This is a genomic window from Sporichthyaceae bacterium, from assembly GCA_036493475.1.
Lineage (GTDB): Bacteria > Actinomycetota > Actinomycetes > Sporichthyales > Sporichthyaceae > DASQPJ01.
In genome coordinates, this window is record DASXPS010000096.1 from 1 (window position 1) to 14,155 (window position 14,155).

At 69.6% G+C, this 14,155-nt stretch carries 13 protein-coding genes; 7 read left to right on the forward strand and 6 right to left on the reverse strand.

Annotated elements, in window-relative coordinates:
* A partial coding sequence (locus tag VGJ14_10625) for an ATP-dependent Clp protease ATP-binding subunit (GenBank protein HEY2832868.1) occupies positions 1-2,428 on the forward strand: 2,428 nt, incomplete at its 5' end.
* Between the two features lie 105 nt (positions 2,429-2,533).
* Here the strand turns inward: VGJ14_10625 and VGJ14_10630 are convergent.
* Positions 2,534-3,478: an A/G-specific adenine glycosylase gene (locus VGJ14_10630; protein ID HEY2832869.1), complete on the reverse strand. Its 945-nt coding sequence runs from the start codon at positions 3,476-3,478 to the stop codon at positions 2,534-2,536.
* A gap of 18 nt (positions 3,479-3,496) precedes the next feature.
* Between VGJ14_10630 and VGJ14_10635 the strand changes: the two genes are divergently transcribed.
* A complete protein-coding gene (locus VGJ14_10635) occupies positions 3,497-4,240 on the forward strand; it encodes a hypothetical protein (GenBank protein ID HEY2832870.1) in 744 nt (247 codons plus the stop codon).
* Between the two features lie 24 nt (positions 4,241-4,264).
* Here the strand turns inward: VGJ14_10635 and disA are convergent, their stop codons facing one another.
* The 5 genes from disA to VGJ14_10660 all read right to left on the reverse strand — a co-directional run bounded on the left by disA (position 4,265) and on the right by VGJ14_10660 (position 9,204).
* Positions 4,265-5,362, reverse strand: a complete 1,098-nt coding sequence (gene disA, locus VGJ14_10640; protein ID HEY2832871.1) for a DNA integrity scanning diadenylate cyclase DisA — start codon at positions 5,360-5,362, stop codon at positions 4,265-4,267.
* Positions 5,363-5,441: 79 nt separating this feature from the next.
* The gene (radA, locus tag VGJ14_10645) at positions 5,442-6,842 is read right to left on the reverse strand and encodes a DNA repair protein RadA (GenBank protein HEY2832872.1); all 1,401 of its coding nucleotides are present in this window, start codon (positions 6,840-6,842) and stop codon (positions 5,442-5,444) included.
* A 56-nt stretch (positions 6,843-6,898) separates the two neighbouring features.
* Entirely contained in the window at positions 6,899-7,618 is a 720-nt protein-coding gene (locus tag VGJ14_10650) for a class I SAM-dependent methyltransferase (protein HEY2832873.1), read from the reverse strand.
* 25 nt (positions 7,619-7,643) lie between these two features.
* Positions 7,644-8,474: a phosphoribosylaminoimidazolesuccinocarboxamide synthase gene (locus VGJ14_10655; protein ID HEY2832874.1), complete on the reverse strand. Its 831-nt coding sequence runs from the start codon at positions 8,472-8,474 to the stop codon at positions 7,644-7,646.
* Positions 8,475-8,481: 7 nt separating this feature from the next.
* Positions 8,482-9,204: a hypothetical protein gene (locus VGJ14_10660; GenBank protein HEY2832875.1), complete on the reverse strand. Its 723-nt coding sequence runs from the start codon at positions 9,202-9,204 to the stop codon at positions 8,482-8,484.
* Positions 9,205-9,279: 75 nt separating this feature from the next.
* Here VGJ14_10660 and VGJ14_10665 point away from each other — a divergent pair, with 75 nt between their 5' ends.
* Genes VGJ14_10665 through VGJ14_10685 form a run of 5 tightly spaced genes read left to right on the forward strand, consistent with a single transcriptional unit; the run spans position 9,280 to position 14,155 of the window.
* Entirely contained in the window at positions 9,280-10,218 is a 939-nt protein-coding gene (locus VGJ14_10665) for a Ppx/GppA phosphatase family protein (protein ID HEY2832876.1), read from the forward strand.
* A gap of 58 nt (positions 10,219-10,276) precedes the next feature.
* Positions 10,277-11,131, forward strand: a complete 855-nt coding sequence (locus tag VGJ14_10670; protein ID HEY2832877.1) for a sugar phosphate isomerase/epimerase — start codon at positions 10,277-10,279, stop codon at positions 11,129-11,131.
* Between the two features lie 17 nt (positions 11,132-11,148).
* A complete protein-coding gene (locus VGJ14_10675; GenBank protein HEY2832878.1) occupies positions 11,149-12,090 on the forward strand; it encodes a proline dehydrogenase family protein in 942 nt (313 codons plus the stop codon).
* Between the two features lie 30 nt (positions 12,091-12,120).
* A complete protein-coding gene (gene proC, locus VGJ14_10680) occupies positions 12,121-12,930 on the forward strand; it encodes a pyrroline-5-carboxylate reductase (GenBank protein ID HEY2832879.1) in 810 nt (269 codons plus the stop codon).
* Positions 12,931-12,934: 4 nt separating this feature from the next.
* On the forward strand, positions 12,935-14,155 hold the full coding sequence (locus VGJ14_10685; GenBank protein ID HEY2832880.1) for a low temperature requirement protein A: 1,221 nt from the start codon (positions 12,935-12,937) through the stop codon (positions 14,153-14,155).

Consider the following 14,155-nt stretch of genomic DNA (forward strand, 5'->3'; position numbering starts at 1 on the left):
CTACATCGGCACCGAGCACATCCTGCTCGGACTCATCCATGAGGGTGAGGGCGTAGCCGCCAAGGCGCTGGAGAGCCTCGGCATCTCGCTGGAGGCCGTCCGCCAACAGGTCGAAGAGATCATCGGACAGGGCCAGCAGGCCCCGAGCGGGCACATTCCCTTCACCCCCCGCGCCAAGAAGGTGCTCGAGCTGTCGCTGCGCGAGGCGCTGCAGCTGGGCCACAACTACATCGGCACCGAGCACATCCTGCTCGGCCTGATCCGCGAGGGCGAGGGCGTCGCCGCCCAGGTGCTGGTGAAGCTCGGCGCCGACCTGAACCGGGTCCGCCAGCAGGTCATCCAGTTGCTCTCCGGCTACCAGGGCAAGGAGCCCGCCGCCGGCGCCGGTGGCGCCGCCGAAGGCACCCCGTCCACGTCACTGGTGCTCGACCAGTTCGGTCGCAACCTGACCCAGGCCGCCCGCGAGTCCAAGCTCGACCCGGTGATCGGACGCGAGAAGGAAATCGAGCGGGTCATGCAGGTGCTCTCCCGACGCACCAAGAACAACCCGGTGCTGATCGGCGAGCCCGGCGTCGGCAAGACCGCGGTGGTCGAGGGCCTGGCGCAGAAGATCATCCGCGGCGAGGTGCCCGAGACGCTGAAGGACAAGCAGCTCTACACCCTCGACCTCGGCGCATTGGTGGCCGGCTCCCGCTACCGCGGTGACTTCGAGGAGCGGCTGAAGAAGGTCCTCAAGGAGATCCGCACCCGCGGCGACATCATCCTGTTCATCGACGAGCTGCACACCCTGGTCGGTGCCGGTGCCGCCGAGGGCGCTATTGACGCCGCGTCCATCCTCAAGCCGATGCTGGCCCGCGGCGAGCTGCAGACCATCGGTGCCACCACGCTGGACGAGTACCGCAAGCACTTGGAGAAGGACGCAGCGTTGGAGCGCCGCTTCCAGCCCATCCAGGTCGCCGAGCCGTCGCTGTCGCACACCATCGAGATCCTCAAAGGCCTGCGCGACCGCTACGAGGCACACCACCGGGTGTCCATCACCGACGGTGCGCTGGTCGCCGCGGCCACCCTGGCCGACCGCTACATCTCCGACCGGTTCCTGCCGGACAAGGCCATCGACCTGATCGACGAGGCCGGGTCCCGGATGCGTATCCGGCGGATGACCGCTCCGCCGGACCTGCGCGAGTTCGACGAGAAGATCGCCGGCGTGCGTCGGGACAAGGAGTCCGCGATCGATGCGCAGGACTTCGAGAAGGCCGCCGCCCTGCGCGACACCGAGAAGCAGTTGCTCGGGGAGAAGTCGCAGCGGGAGAAGGAGTGGAAGGCCGGCGACATGGACGTCGTCGCCGAGGTCGACGAGGAACTGATCGCCGAGGTGCTGTCCACAGCGACCGGTATCCCGGTGTTCAAACTGACCGAGGAGGAGTCCGCGCGGCTGCTCCGCATGGAGGACGAGCTGCACAAGCGCGTCATCGGTCAGAAGGAAGCGATCAAGGCGCTGTCCCAGGCGATCCGGCGCACCCGGGCCGGTCTGAAGGACCCGAAGCGGCCGGGCGGCTCGTTCATCTTCGCCGGCCCGTCCGGTGTCGGTAAGACCGAGCTGTCCAAGACGCTGGCCGAGTTCCTGTTCGGCGACGAGGATTCGCTGATCGCACTGGACATGTCCGAGTTCTCCGAGAAGCACACGGTGTCCCGGCTGTTCGGTTCCCCGCCGGGATACGTGGGCTACGAAGAAGGTGGCCAGCTCACCGAAAAGGTGCGCCGCAAGCCGTTCTCCGTCGTGTTGTTCGATGAGGTGGAGAAAGCCCACCCGGACATCTTCAACTCCCTCCTGCAGATCCTGGAGGACGGACGTTTGACCGACGCCCAGGGCCGGGTGGTCGACTTCAAGAACACCGTGATCATCATGACCACGAACCTCGGTACCCGGGACATCTCCAAGGGCATCAACCTCGGCTTCGCCGCCGACGGCAACGCCCAGACCGACTACGAGCGGATGAAGAACAAGGTCCAGGACGAGCTCAAGCAGCACTTCCGCCCGGAGTTCCTCAACCGCGTGGACGACATCGTGGTGTTCCACCAGTTGTCCCAGGACGAGATCATCCAGATCGTCGACCTGATGATCGCCAAGCTGGACGATCGGATGAAGGACAAGGACATGGCCGTCGAGGTCACGCCCGCGGCCAAGGCCCTGCTCGCCAAGCGCGGCTTCGACCCGGTGCTCGGCGCCCGTCCGCTGCGCCGCGCGATCCAGCGCGACGTCGAGGACGCGTTGAGCGAGAAGATCCTGTACTCCGAGCTGAGGCCGGGTCAGATCGTCGTGGTCGACGTGGAGAACGAGGGCGAGAACCCCACCTTCACCTTCCGCGGCGAGCCCAAGCCAATGGAGATGCCGGACTCGCCGCCGGTGGAGCTCAACCAGAACGACTGAACGCCGAACTCGAGGGCCGTCACCGACACCGGTGGCGGCCCTCGTGCATGCCCACCCCCGTTGCGTCCGAAGAACTGTGGGTACCCGGACACTGTTCTTCGGACGTTACGGGTTTTGGGGGAGGGTGAAGCTGCCGTCGGGCAACGGGTCGACGAGGCCGTCGGCGACCAGGCTGTCCAGCGCTCGCGCGCGCTGCAACGGCTCGTTCCAGCACGCGTCCAACGCGGCCGTGGGCACCGGTTCCGGTGCCGCGTCGCGGAGTGCGGCGAGCAGGCGGCCGCGGACCTGGCGGTCGGTGCCGGCGTAGGTCTGCACCCTGCGGGGTACCTCCCCGGCGGGTTTGCCGGCGGCCAGCCAGGCGCAGCGCTCGCGCACCGGGCACAACCCGCAGCGCGGGTTTGTCGCCGTGCAGACCAGGGCGCCGAGTTCCATGGCGGCCACGTTCCAGGTGGCGGCGGCTTCGGGGTCGTCGGGGAGCAGGATCGCTGCTCGTTTGCGCTCGGCTTTGGTCAGTGAGTTCGGTGGGAGTTCTCGGCCACTTTCGATGCGCTCCAGGACCCGGCGAACATTGGTGTCCAGCACGATGTGGCGTTGGCGGTGGGCAAACGAGGCGACCGCGGCGGCGGTGTACTCGCCGACGCCGGGCAGGGCGCGCAGTTGCTCGATGTCGTCCGGTACCACGCCGTTGTGTTGTTCGGTGATGGCGACTGCTGCTTCGCGCAGTCGCAGCGCACGTCGTGGATAGCCGAGTCGGCCCCAGGCCAGCACGGCATCGCCAGGGCTCGCGGTCGCCATGTCTTTCGGCGTCGGCCATCGCTGCAGCCACGCTTCCCAGGCGGGCAGCACCCTGGCAACCGGGGTCTGCTGCAGCATCACCTCGCTGACCAACACGGCCCAGCCGTCGATCTGTGGGGCGCGCCAAGGTAACTCTCGGGCATGCCGGCGGTACCACGAGGTAATCGCCTCGACCAATGTGGCCGCGTTGACGTTGTCCCTGCTCAGCGCTACTCCCGGGTTCGGCGCGCCTCCGTGTTTGCGCGGCGGCTGCAACCTAACGTGACCAACGCTATGAGTCTCACCGGTCACACCAGCCACCGCCCCGGCAGCGTCTACTGGCGCCGGCGCGGGATCCTCGCGGTTGCCGCCGCGGCATTGATGGGCTTCGGGTTGAAAGCCTGCGCGGGCGGGAGTCCGCCGGACATCAAGAACGTCTCCGAACAGCTCAGCGTGCCGATCGTGTCGACCTACACGCCGACCCCGACGCCGACCGCTACCGCGACCGGTCTGCCGTATGAGGTGCCGGAGGGTTTCGTGCCCGGCTTCAGCGACAGCGTTGCGATGACCGGCACCACGATGCCGGTGCCGAGCGACAACGCACTGCCCACCGCGAAGGCCGCCGCGATCGCGCAGGCCGTGAAGCCCGTCGCGTGTGACGCCGCGGCGCTCGCGGTGAGCCTCAAGGCGGACGCCGTGCAGTACTCCGGCAAGACGATGCCCAAGCTGTTCATCGGGGTGAAGAACATGGGCCCGGCGCCGTGCCAGGTCGACCTCGGCTCCAAGGCGCTGTCGTTCGTCATCACCTCGGGCAAGGACCGCATCTGGTCCTCCGACGACTGCCAGGGCAAGGGCGAGCACGACATCCGCCTGCTCAAGCCGGGCCAGGAACTGTGGGCCCGTTCGGTGTGGGGCAAGGTGCGTTCGGCGCCGGGCTGCCCGAAGGGCGAGGCGAGCGCCAAACCCGGGTACTACGTGTTGGACGGCTCCGCGGGCGGCGTGAAGCCGCACAAGCGCGTGGTGTTCCAGGTCAAGTAGCCGCCGGCCGCAGCTGAGGCAGCGTCAGACGTAGCGTTCCAGGATCGATGACTCGGCCAGTCGGGACAGTCCCTCACGCACCGAGCGTGCCCGGGTCTCCCCGACACCGTCCACCGCCTGTAGGTCGTCAATGCCCGCGGCGAGCAGCTTCTGCAGGCCGCCGAAGTGCTCCACCAGTCGGTCGATGACCGGCTGCGGCAGCCGCGGCACCTTGGCCAGTAGCCGGTAGCCGCGGGGGCTGACCGCGGACTCCAGCGCGTCCACCGAGCCGGGGTGCCCCAGCGCTCTGGCCACGGTGGTCAGGTCCAGCAGGTCCCCGCCGGACAGGTTGTCCAACGCGGCCAAGGCCGCGGGCACCGTGTACGGGCGACGTCCGCTGGGCGTGGGCAGGTAATCCCGAGCGACCAGTTCTCGATCCGGGTCCACCCCGGAGATCAGCTCGTCCAACTGCAAGGACAGCAGGCGTCCGTCGGTGCCCAACTCGAGCACGTAGCCGGCGATCTCGCCCGCGATGCGGCGCACCATCTCCAGCCGCTGGGCGACCGCGGCGACGTCGCGGATGGTGACCAGGTCCTCGATCTCCAGCGCGGACAGCGTGCCCGCCACCTCGTCCAGCCGCAACTTGTAGCGCTCGAGGGTGGCCAGCGCCTGGTTGGCCCGGGCCAGGATGCCGCCGGAGTCCTCCAACACGTGCCGGTATCCGCTCACGTAGAGCGCGATCAGGTTCATCGACTGGCTCACCGAGATCACCGGCAGGTCCACCTGCCGGGACACCCGGTCGGCGGTGCGGTGTCGGGTACCGGACTCGTTCGTGGGGATCGAGGAGTCCGGCATCAGATGCACGGCCGCGCGCATGATCTTGGTGGCGTCGCGGTCCAGCACGATCGCGCCGTCCATCTTGGCCAGCTCCCGCAGGCGGGTGGCGGAGAACTCCACGTCGAGCACGAAACCACCGGTGCACATGGACTCGACGGTCTTGTCGTGACCGAGCACGATCAGCGCGCCGGTGTGCCCGCGCAGGATGCGTTCCAGGCCCTCCCGCAGGGTAGTGCCCGGCGCCACCGCAGCCAGGGTGGCCCGCAGCAGAGCTTCTTGCTCGGCTGCGGATTGATCCCGTTCCATCGCGGACACGGATCCCCCGTCAGGCTTGAACGTAGGGCGAGTCTAGAGCCCCCACCTGCAGGTTTAGGGAATGTCGGGGTCAGGACACTGGATGCAGCGTGCGCAACTGGGGTGGCGGGGCCTTCGCGGTGGCCGCGGCCCAGGCCATGGCCAGGTTGGAGACTTCGCGTAGCACCATGCCGCCGGGCGCCGCCACGCCCGCGCCGGGCGGTACCAGCGCGCGGCGAAAGCCCAGCCGGGCGGCCTCGGCCAACCGGACTGCCATGCCGCGCACCGGGCGAATCTCGCCGGTCAGGCCGAGTTCGCCGAGTGCGATCAGATCCGCGGGCAACGGCTCGTCAGTTTCCGCGCTGGCCACTGCCAACGCCAAGGCCAAATCTGCCGTTGGGTCGGTCAGCCGCACTCCACCGACGGTGGAGGTGTAGACGTCCTTGTCGAACAACCGGATGCCGGCGCGGCGTTCCAGCACCGCCAGGATCAGCGCCACCCGGGCGGATTCCAACCCGGCGCTGGTGCGCCGCGGGGCGTTGCCCGACGTGGGCGCTACCAGCGCCTGCAGTTCCACCACCAGGGCGCGGCGGCCCTCCATGGTCACCGTCACCGACTGACCGGGCACCGGCACCGATACCCGGGAGAGGAACAGGCCGCTGGGGTCGGTGAGCCCGACGATGCCGTCGTCGGTGAGCTCGAAGCAGGCGACCTCGTCGGCCGGGCCGTAGCGGTTCTTCACCCCGCGCACCATGCGCAGCCGGCCGCCGCGTTCGCCCTCGAACTGCAGCACCACGTCGACCAGGTGCTCGAGCACCCGCGGACCGGCGATCGCGCCGTCCTTGGTGACGTGGCCGACCAGGACTGTGGTCATCCCGCGGTCCTTGGCCAACCGGACCAGCCCGGCGGACACCTCGCGCAGCTGGGTGACCCCACCGGCACTGCCGTCCGCGTCGGTAGTGGCGATGGTCTGCACCGAGTCGACGATAAGCAGCGCCGGGTTGACGGTTTCCACATGGGCGGCGACTGCGGCGAGGTCAGTCTCCGCGGCCAGATACAGGTGCGGCACCACCGCGTCCACCCGTTCGGCGCGCAGCCGGACCTGAGCCGCGGACTCCTCGCCGGTCACGTAGAGCACGTCCACCCCGGTGCGGGCGAGCTGGGAGGCGACCTCGAGCAGCAGTGTCGACTTGCCCACGCCGGGCTCACCGGCCAGCAGCACCACCGCGCCCGCGACCAGGCCGCCGCCGAGGACCCGGTCCAGCTCCGCCACGCCGCTGGGCGTGGACTGCGCGGCGACCGCGCTGACCTCGCCGATCTGCCGGACCTCGGAACGGGGCAGCACGCGCCCGCCGGTGCGGCGCACGGTGCCGACGGTCGCGGCGACGGCGGCCACCGTGCTCCAGGCGGCGCAGCCACCACAGCGGCCCACCCACTTGGCGCTGCGCCAACCGCAGTCCGCGCACCGGTACGTTTCGCTCGACCTCGCCATGTCGAACACAGTATCGATGTGGCCCGACAATTCCCTGTCGCCGCGCGGAGTCAGGGTCAGAACCGACGGAACCACAGGTTGACCGCGGCGTCGACGTCCCAGCCGCCGCCGCGTTCGTCGACCTCGCGTAACGCGCCCGCCACGACCGAGGCCGGGAATTCGATCCCGAGCACTGCGGCCAACTCGGCCCGCGAGCCGAAGTGCCACCGGATGTCCAGCGGCTTGCGGGTGAACCCCCGACGTCCCCAGAACAACTCCAGCGTCTCCGGGTCGTGCCGCAGCCCGTCCGCCACCAACCCCGCCGCGAACCACCGCCCCACCTCCGACCGCGTTCCGTCGTGGTCCAACACCACTGCCAGTCCGCCGCGACGCAGCACCCTTTCCACCTCGCGCAGCCCCGGTTCGCAGCCGGGGCCGAAGAAATACGCCCACCGGGCGTGCGCCAGGTCGATCGAGGCGTCCGGCACCGGCAGCGCCTGGGCCGTTCCCTGACGTGCCGTCACGTTGGGATGCATCGCTGCCCGGCGCGCGGCCGCGGCGGCCAAACCCCGGTGCGGCTCCACGCCGACTACGCTGCGGCAGCGGCCGGCCAGCCCCGGCAGGTGGAAACCATTGCCGCAGCCGATGTCCAGCGCGTCGCCCCAGTCGGCCGCGCCCAGCAGGGGGCGCTGGTCGATCAGCGCCGCGATCGCGTTCCAGATCACCCCGTCCGGATCGACGGCGCGATTTTCCGCCTCGTACATCTCGGGGAAGTCCCAGATGTTCGGACTGGCCATCACCCCGTTCATCACCGTGTCCCGTTCACCACGAGGTGCCGGTGATCCGTTCGTAGATCTCGATGTAGCGCCGGCGGGTGGCGTCCACGATCTCGGCCGGTACCTCGGGTGCCGGGGGCTTGCGGTCCCAGCCGGTACCCGCGGCCCAGTCGCGCACGAACTGCTTGTCCAGGTTGAGCTGCGAGGCGCCCGGCGACCAGGTGTCGGCCGGCCAGAAGCGAGAGGAGTCGGGGGTCAGTAGCTCGTCGCCGAGGGTCAACACCCCGTCAGAATCCAGTCCCAGTTCGACTTTGGTGTCCGCGACGAGAATTCCGCGCTCGGCGGCCAGCTCCGATCCGCGTCGGTACAGCTCGAGCGTCACCTCGGTCAATTGTTCGGCGAGTTCCGCGCCGACGGTGTCCACCACGTCCGCGGCGGTCATCGGCTCGTCGTGCTCACCGATCGGCGCCTTGGTGGTGGGGGTGAAGATCGGCGCGGGCAGCCGCGAGCCCTCCATCAACCCGGCGGGCAGCGGTACACCGCTCACCGCGCCGGTGGCCTGGTACTGCGACGTCCCCGAGCCGGCCAGGTAACCGCGGGCCACGCACTCCACCGGCACCATGCTCAGTTTGCGGCAGCGGATCGCCCGGCCCGCCCATTCCGCGGGTACGTCGGTAGCGGACACCACGTGGTCTGGCACCACGCCGGCGAGCTCGCGGAACCACCACAGCGACAACTCGGTGAGGATCGCTCCCTTATCCGGGATGGGGGTGGGCAGTACCACGTCGTACACCGACACTCGGTCGGAGGCGAGGAGGATCAGATCGTCCCCGTCGGCCCAGACATCGCGGACCTTGCCGGAGTGCAGCAGTTCCATGCTGTTCCTACGTTCCAGCGGGATGGGCGGCCACGCTGCGCTGCTCGCACAGCTTGGCGAGCACGTCGTAAGCGGCGTCGCCCATCATCTCGCGCAGTTCGGGCCCGTAGCTGACCCAGACCGGTTCGCTACCCACGTGCGCCTCGGTGGCGCCGGTGCACCACCAGGCCAGGTCGTGACCGCCGGGACCCCAACTGCGGCGGTCGAACTCGCCGATGGTGATCTCGGTGTAACTGGTGTCGTCCGGCCGCTTCACCTTGCGGTAGGCCCGACGCACCGGCAGCTGCCAACACACATCGGGCTTGAGCTCCAACGGATGGCGGTTGGTGCGCCAGGCGTGCTGGTGCAGGGCACAGCCGGCACCACCGGGAAAGCCGGGACGGTTGAGGAAAATGCAGGCGCCGTCGTGCACGCGAGTCTTACGGGCGCCCTCATCGTCGGTCTCCACGAAGTCCTTGTGGCCCTCGGCGCGGAACTGCCACTGCTCGGCGGTCATTCCCTTGACCGCCTTGCGGACCCGCTTCTCGTCGGCCTTGTCGGTGAAGTGTGCGCCGAGAGTGCAGCAGCCGTCCGGGGCGCGGCCGGCTTGGATGCCGCCGCAGCCGTTGCCGAAGATGCACGTCCAGTTGGAGGTGAGCCAGGTGAGGTCGGCCCGGAAGACCTGATCCGGGTCGGCAGGGTCGACGAATTCCGCGTATGTGCGGGGAAAGTCCAGCATCACCTCGGGCACAGGCGCAGTTTATGTCTTCCGGGGGATCTCCCGGCGTGGCGCGCGCCGGGGCAACTGCAGGGTAGGTTCTGGCTCATGCGGCTGGGCGTGCTGGACGTCGGGTCGAACACGGTGCACCTGCTGGTGATGGATGCGCACCACGGGGCCCGGCCGAGTGCGACGTATTCGCACAAGACCGAGCTGCGCCTGATCGACCAGCTCGACGCCCAGGGAAAGATCAAGCCCTCCGGTGTCGCCGCGCTGGTCGCGGTGATTGCGCAGTCCCGCAGGATCGCCGAGGACACTGGCGCCGAGGAAATGCTGTCCTTCGCCACCTCCGCTATCCGGGATGCGGACAACGGTGAGGCGGTGCTGGCCAAGATCCGCGATCGCACCGGGGTCGACCTGCAGGTGCTCGGCGGTCCGGACGAGGCCCGGTTGACGTTTCTGGCCGCGCGTCGTTGGTTCGGCTGGTCGGCCGGTCGGCTGCTGCTGATGGACATCGGTGGCGGTTCGTTGGAGCTCGCGGTCGGTGTGGACGAGGACGCCGAGGTGGCTCTTTCGCTGCCGCTGGGCGCGGCCCGGTTGACCCGGTCCGCGCTGCCCGGCGACCCACCGGATCTGGAGCTCGTCGAGGCGTTGCGCAAGGCCGTGCGCCGGGACCTGGGCAAGGTGGCCCCGCAGCTGATCGGGCCGGTTCCCCCGCACCGTGCCGTGGGCACCTCAAAGACCTTCAAGCAACTGGCCCGGGTGGCTGGGGCCGCGCCGAGTTCGGAGGGTCTGTACGTCCGGCGTGTGCTCACCCGCGTCGATCTGGGTTATTGGACGGCGAAGATGTCCCGGCTGACCGTGGCCGAACGGGCCGAGCTGCCGGGCGTGTCGTCGGGTCGCGCCCATCAACTGCTGGCCGGCGCCATCGTCGCCGAGGCGACGATGGAGGAGTTTGGCCTGGACGAGGTGGAGATCTGCCCGTGGGCCCTGCGTGAGGGCGTCATCCTGCGTCGGTTGGACTGGATCCGGGACAGCCACATCTGAGTACCCGTCAGTTCACCCGCAGCCGGTGGAACCAATCAGAGCGAACTACGCTGCTCGGGTGAGCGAGGTCCCGGCAGCCCGGCGCGCGGTCGTGCGCGTTCCGGACGCCAAGGTCTGCCTGTCCACCTCCTCGGTGTACCCGGAGTCCACTGGGGCGGCCTTCGAGATCGCCGCCGCGCTGGGCTTCGATGGCATCGAGGTGATGGTGGGCGTCGATCCGGTCAGCCAGGACCCGGCCGCGCTGCGCCATCTGTCCGACTACCACGCGATCCCGATCACCGCGATCCACGCGCCCTGCCTGCTGGTCACCCAGCGGGTCTGGGGCACCGAGCCCTGGCCGAAACTGGAACGCGCCCGTGCCGTGGCCGCCGAACTCGGCGCCGGGGTGGTCGTGGTGCACCCGCCCTTCCGCTGGCAGCGCGACTACGCCCGCGATTTCGAGATCGGCCTGGCCCGCATGCGCGAGGAGACCGACATCGCGTTCGCGGTGGAGAACATGTACCCGTGGCGGGCCGGCAACCGGGCCGTGCAGGCCTATGCGCCGGACTGGGACATCGTGGACCGCGCCTACCCCGACGTCACCCTGGATCTGTCGCACACCTCCACCTCGCACTCCGATCCGCTGGGAATGATCGAGCTGCTCGGCGACCGGTTGTGCCACCTGCACCTGGCCGACGGCTCGGGCAGCAACAAGGACGAGCACCTGATCCCCGGCCGTGGCAACCAACCCTGCGCGGCGGTGTTGGAGGCCCTGTCCCGGCGCGGCTTCACCGGCAACGTGGTGCTCGAGGTGAACACCCGCCGGTGCACCAACCGCGTCGAGCGGGAGTCCGAGCTGATGGAGGCGCTGGCCTTCACCCGATTGCACCTGGCGGCGCCACCCGAGCCGATTGTCGCGCCGAACCGCCGCTGAGGCGGCACCATTAACGCATGAGCTCGGTCATGCGCAGCGCGATCCTGAAGGCGGCCCGGTCGACCGCCGCGCAACGGCTGATCGTCGCCGCACCGGGCACCCGATCGATCGTGAAACGGTTCGTGGCGGGTGAGCACCCGGACGACGCCGTGGTCGCGGCGCGCGCCTTGATCGAGGCGGGGTTGCGGGTCTCCGTGGATCACCTCGGCGAGGACACCCTGGATCGAGCCGGCGCGATCGCCATGCGCGATTCCTGCCTGGAGGTGATCGCCGCGCTGCACCGGGCCGGCCTCACCGCGCGCGGGGCGGAGATCTCGGTGAAGCTGTCCGCGCTCGGCCAGGCGCTGGGTAGGGACGGCAACAAGTTCGCGTTGGAGCATGCCCGGGAGATCTGCGCGGCCGCCGACGCCGCGGGGACCACGATCACCGTGGACATGGAGGACCACACCACCACCGACGCCACGCTGAGCACGGTGCGTGAACTGCGCGCGGATTTCCCCCGGGTGGGGGCGGTGCTGCAGGCCTACCTGCACCGCACCGAGGGCGACTGCGCGGAGTTGTCCGGGCCGGGTTCGCGGGTGCGGCTGTGCAAGGGCGCTTACCAAGAGCCCGCGTCGGCCGCCTACCAGGACCCCGACGAGGTGGACCGCTCCTATGTGCGCTGCCTGCGGATTCTCATGTCCGGTCAGGGCCACCCGATGGTGGCCACCCACGACCCGCGGCTGATCGGCATCGCCGCCGACCTGGCCGCGCGCGCCGACCGCGGACCCGAGGAATTCGAATATCAGATGCTGCACGGCGTGCGCCCGGACGAACAGGTCCGGTTGGCGGGCACCGGCGCGACGGTGCGGGTCTATGTGCCGTTCGGCGCGCAGTGGTACGGCTATCTCATGCGTAGGCTCGCGGAGCGACCCGCGAACGTGGCGTTCTTTGCCAGGGCGGTGCTCACCCGGAGCTGAGGTCGCAGCAGTGCAGCAGGAGGATGGCGGATGGTGCAGCGAGTGGCCGTGCTCGGCGGCGGCAAGATGGGCGAGGCGCTGCTCTCGGGGCTGTTGCGGGCCGGTCGTCCGGTCGACGCCCTGGTGGTCACCGAACGCCACCCCGAACGCGCGCTGGAACTGCGCGAGCGCTACGGGGTGGCTACCCCGAGCAACCTCGAAGCGGTCAAGCACGCCGAGATGTTGGTGCTCGTGGTCAAGCCGCAGGACATGAGCACGCTGCTCACCGAGATCGGTCCCGACGTGCGACCGGACCAACTGGTGGTGTCGGTGGCCGCGGGCATTCCCACCGCGTTCGTGGAGCGTCACCTCGGCGACGGCGTGCCGGTGGTGCGGGTGATGTCCAACACCGCGGTGTTCGTGGACGCCGCGATGAGCGCGATCTCCGCGGGCTCGCATGCCGGCGCCGAGCACCTGCGCGCCGCCGAGGCCCTGTTCGCCCCGGTCGGTGAGGTGATCCGGGTACCGGAGGCCCAGTTGGACGCGGTCACCGCGCTGTCCGGCTCCGGCCCGGCGTACTTCTTCTACCTGGTCGAGGCGATGACCGAGGCGGGCATTCTGCTCGGGTTGCCCCGCGAGGTGGCCCACCACTTGATCGTGCAGACCGCGGTGGGCTCGGCCAAGATGCTCAAGGAGAGCGGCGAGCATCCGGTGAAGCTGCGCGAGGCGGTGATGTCGCCGGCCGGTACCACGATCGCCGCGATTCGGGAGATGGAGAACCACGGCGTGCGTGCGGCCCTGCTTGCCGCGTTGGAGGCGGCCCGCGATCGGTCCCGCGAGCTGGCCTCCGGCATCGGCTGAGCCCATGACCACCACGGCCCCTCGCCTGCGCATGGAGCGCGTTGTCGAGGGCGCGGTCAGCACACCGCTGGAGTTGTTCTTCGACCTGGTGTTCGTCTTCGCGCTGACCCAGGTCACCGGCTACATGGCGCACCACCCCAACCCCGAGGGTGTGATCCGGGGCCTGTTGGTGCTCGGCCTGCTCTGGTGGAGCTGGGGGTCCTACGCCTGGCTGGGCAACGTGATCAAGGCCGACGAGGGCCTCGGCCGCTTCGCCGTGCTGGTGGCGATGGCCGCGATGTTCGTGATCGCGTTGGCCATCCCGGAGGCCTTCGACGACGCACCCGGCGGTTGGTCCTCCCCGTGCACGCTGGCCGTCGGCTACCTGGTGCTGCGGCTGATGCACCTGGCCGCGTTCTGGGCGTTGTCCGCGGGCGACGCGGGGCTGCGCAACCAGCTGCGGCGCTTCTCGATCGCGATGGTGCCGGCCACCACGCTGCTGTTCGTCGCCGCGGGCGTGGGGGGCGACGCGCGCACCTGGATCTGGGCGGCCGCGCTGCTCTCCGACCTCGGTGGCACCTGGGTCGGCGGTGCCTCCGGGTGGCGGCTGCGCTCGGCCACCCACTTCGCCGAGCGACACGGGCTGATCGTGATCATCGCGCTGGGGGAGTCGGTCGTGGCCATCGGCGTCGGGGTCTCCGACCAGCCGCTGTCCGGGGAGATCGTGGCGGCCAGCCTGCTCGGATTGGCTGTCTCCGCCGCGATGTGGTTCGTCTACTTCGACACCAGCGCCACTTTGGCCGAGCACGCGTTGGAGCAGGCACCGGAGGAGGACCGGGCCCGGTTGGCCCGCGACGCCTACAGCTACTTGCACCTGCCGATGGTGGCCGGCATCGCGCTGGGCGCGCTCGGCCTGAAGAAGGTGCTCGAGCACGCCTCGGGCGGCGAGGGTCACCAGCTCTCCGATCCGCTGGGCACGGTCGGGATCAACAGTTTGGTGCTCGGCGTGATCGCCTACCTGGTCGGCCAGGTCGCGTTCCTGTGCCGGTGCGGCTACCCGGTCAAGAAGCACCGATTGGCCACCGCGATCGCGCTGCTGCCCATGCTCGCCATCGGCCGGCACGTGTCGTCGCTGACCACCCTGGGCGTGATCGCGGCGGCGCTGAACCTCATGGTCGCCTGGGAAGTGTGGCGGTACGCGGAGCGGCGCCGCGAACTGCGCCATGCCGGGCACGACCACGGCTAG

Excerpts from the sequence above, each read along its gene's own strand:
- VGJ14_10635 (HEY2832870.1), top strand. The coding sequence starts at position 3,497 with ATGAGTCTCACCGGTCACACCAGCCACCGCCCCGGCAGCGTCTACTGG.
- disA (HEY2832871.1), bottom strand. The coding sequence starts at position 5,362 with ATGGAACGGGATCAATCCGCAGCCGAGCAAGAAGCTCTGCTGCGGGCC.
- radA (HEY2832872.1), bottom strand. The coding sequence starts at position 6,842 with ATGGCGAGGTCGAGCGAAACGTACCGGTGCGCGGACTGCGGTTGGCGC.
- VGJ14_10650 (HEY2832873.1), bottom strand. The coding sequence starts at position 7,618 with ATGGCCAGTCCGAACATCTGGGACTTCCCCGAGATGTACGAGGCGGAA.
- VGJ14_10655 (HEY2832874.1), bottom strand. The coding sequence starts at position 8,474 with ATGGAACTGCTGCACTCCGGCAAGGTCCGCGATGTCTGGGCCGACGGG.
- VGJ14_10665 (HEY2832876.1), top strand. The coding sequence starts at position 9,280 with ATGCGGCTGGGCGTGCTGGACGTCGGGTCGAACACGGTGCACCTGCTG.
- VGJ14_10675 (HEY2832878.1), top strand. The coding sequence starts at position 11,149 with ATGAGCTCGGTCATGCGCAGCGCGATCCTGAAGGCGGCCCGGTCGACC.
- proC (HEY2832879.1), top strand. The coding sequence starts at position 12,121 with ATGGTGCAGCGAGTGGCCGTGCTCGGCGGCGGCAAGATGGGCGAGGCG.
- VGJ14_10685 (HEY2832880.1), top strand. The coding sequence starts at position 12,935 with ATGACCACCACGGCCCCTCGCCTGCGCATGGAGCGCGTTGTCGAGGGC.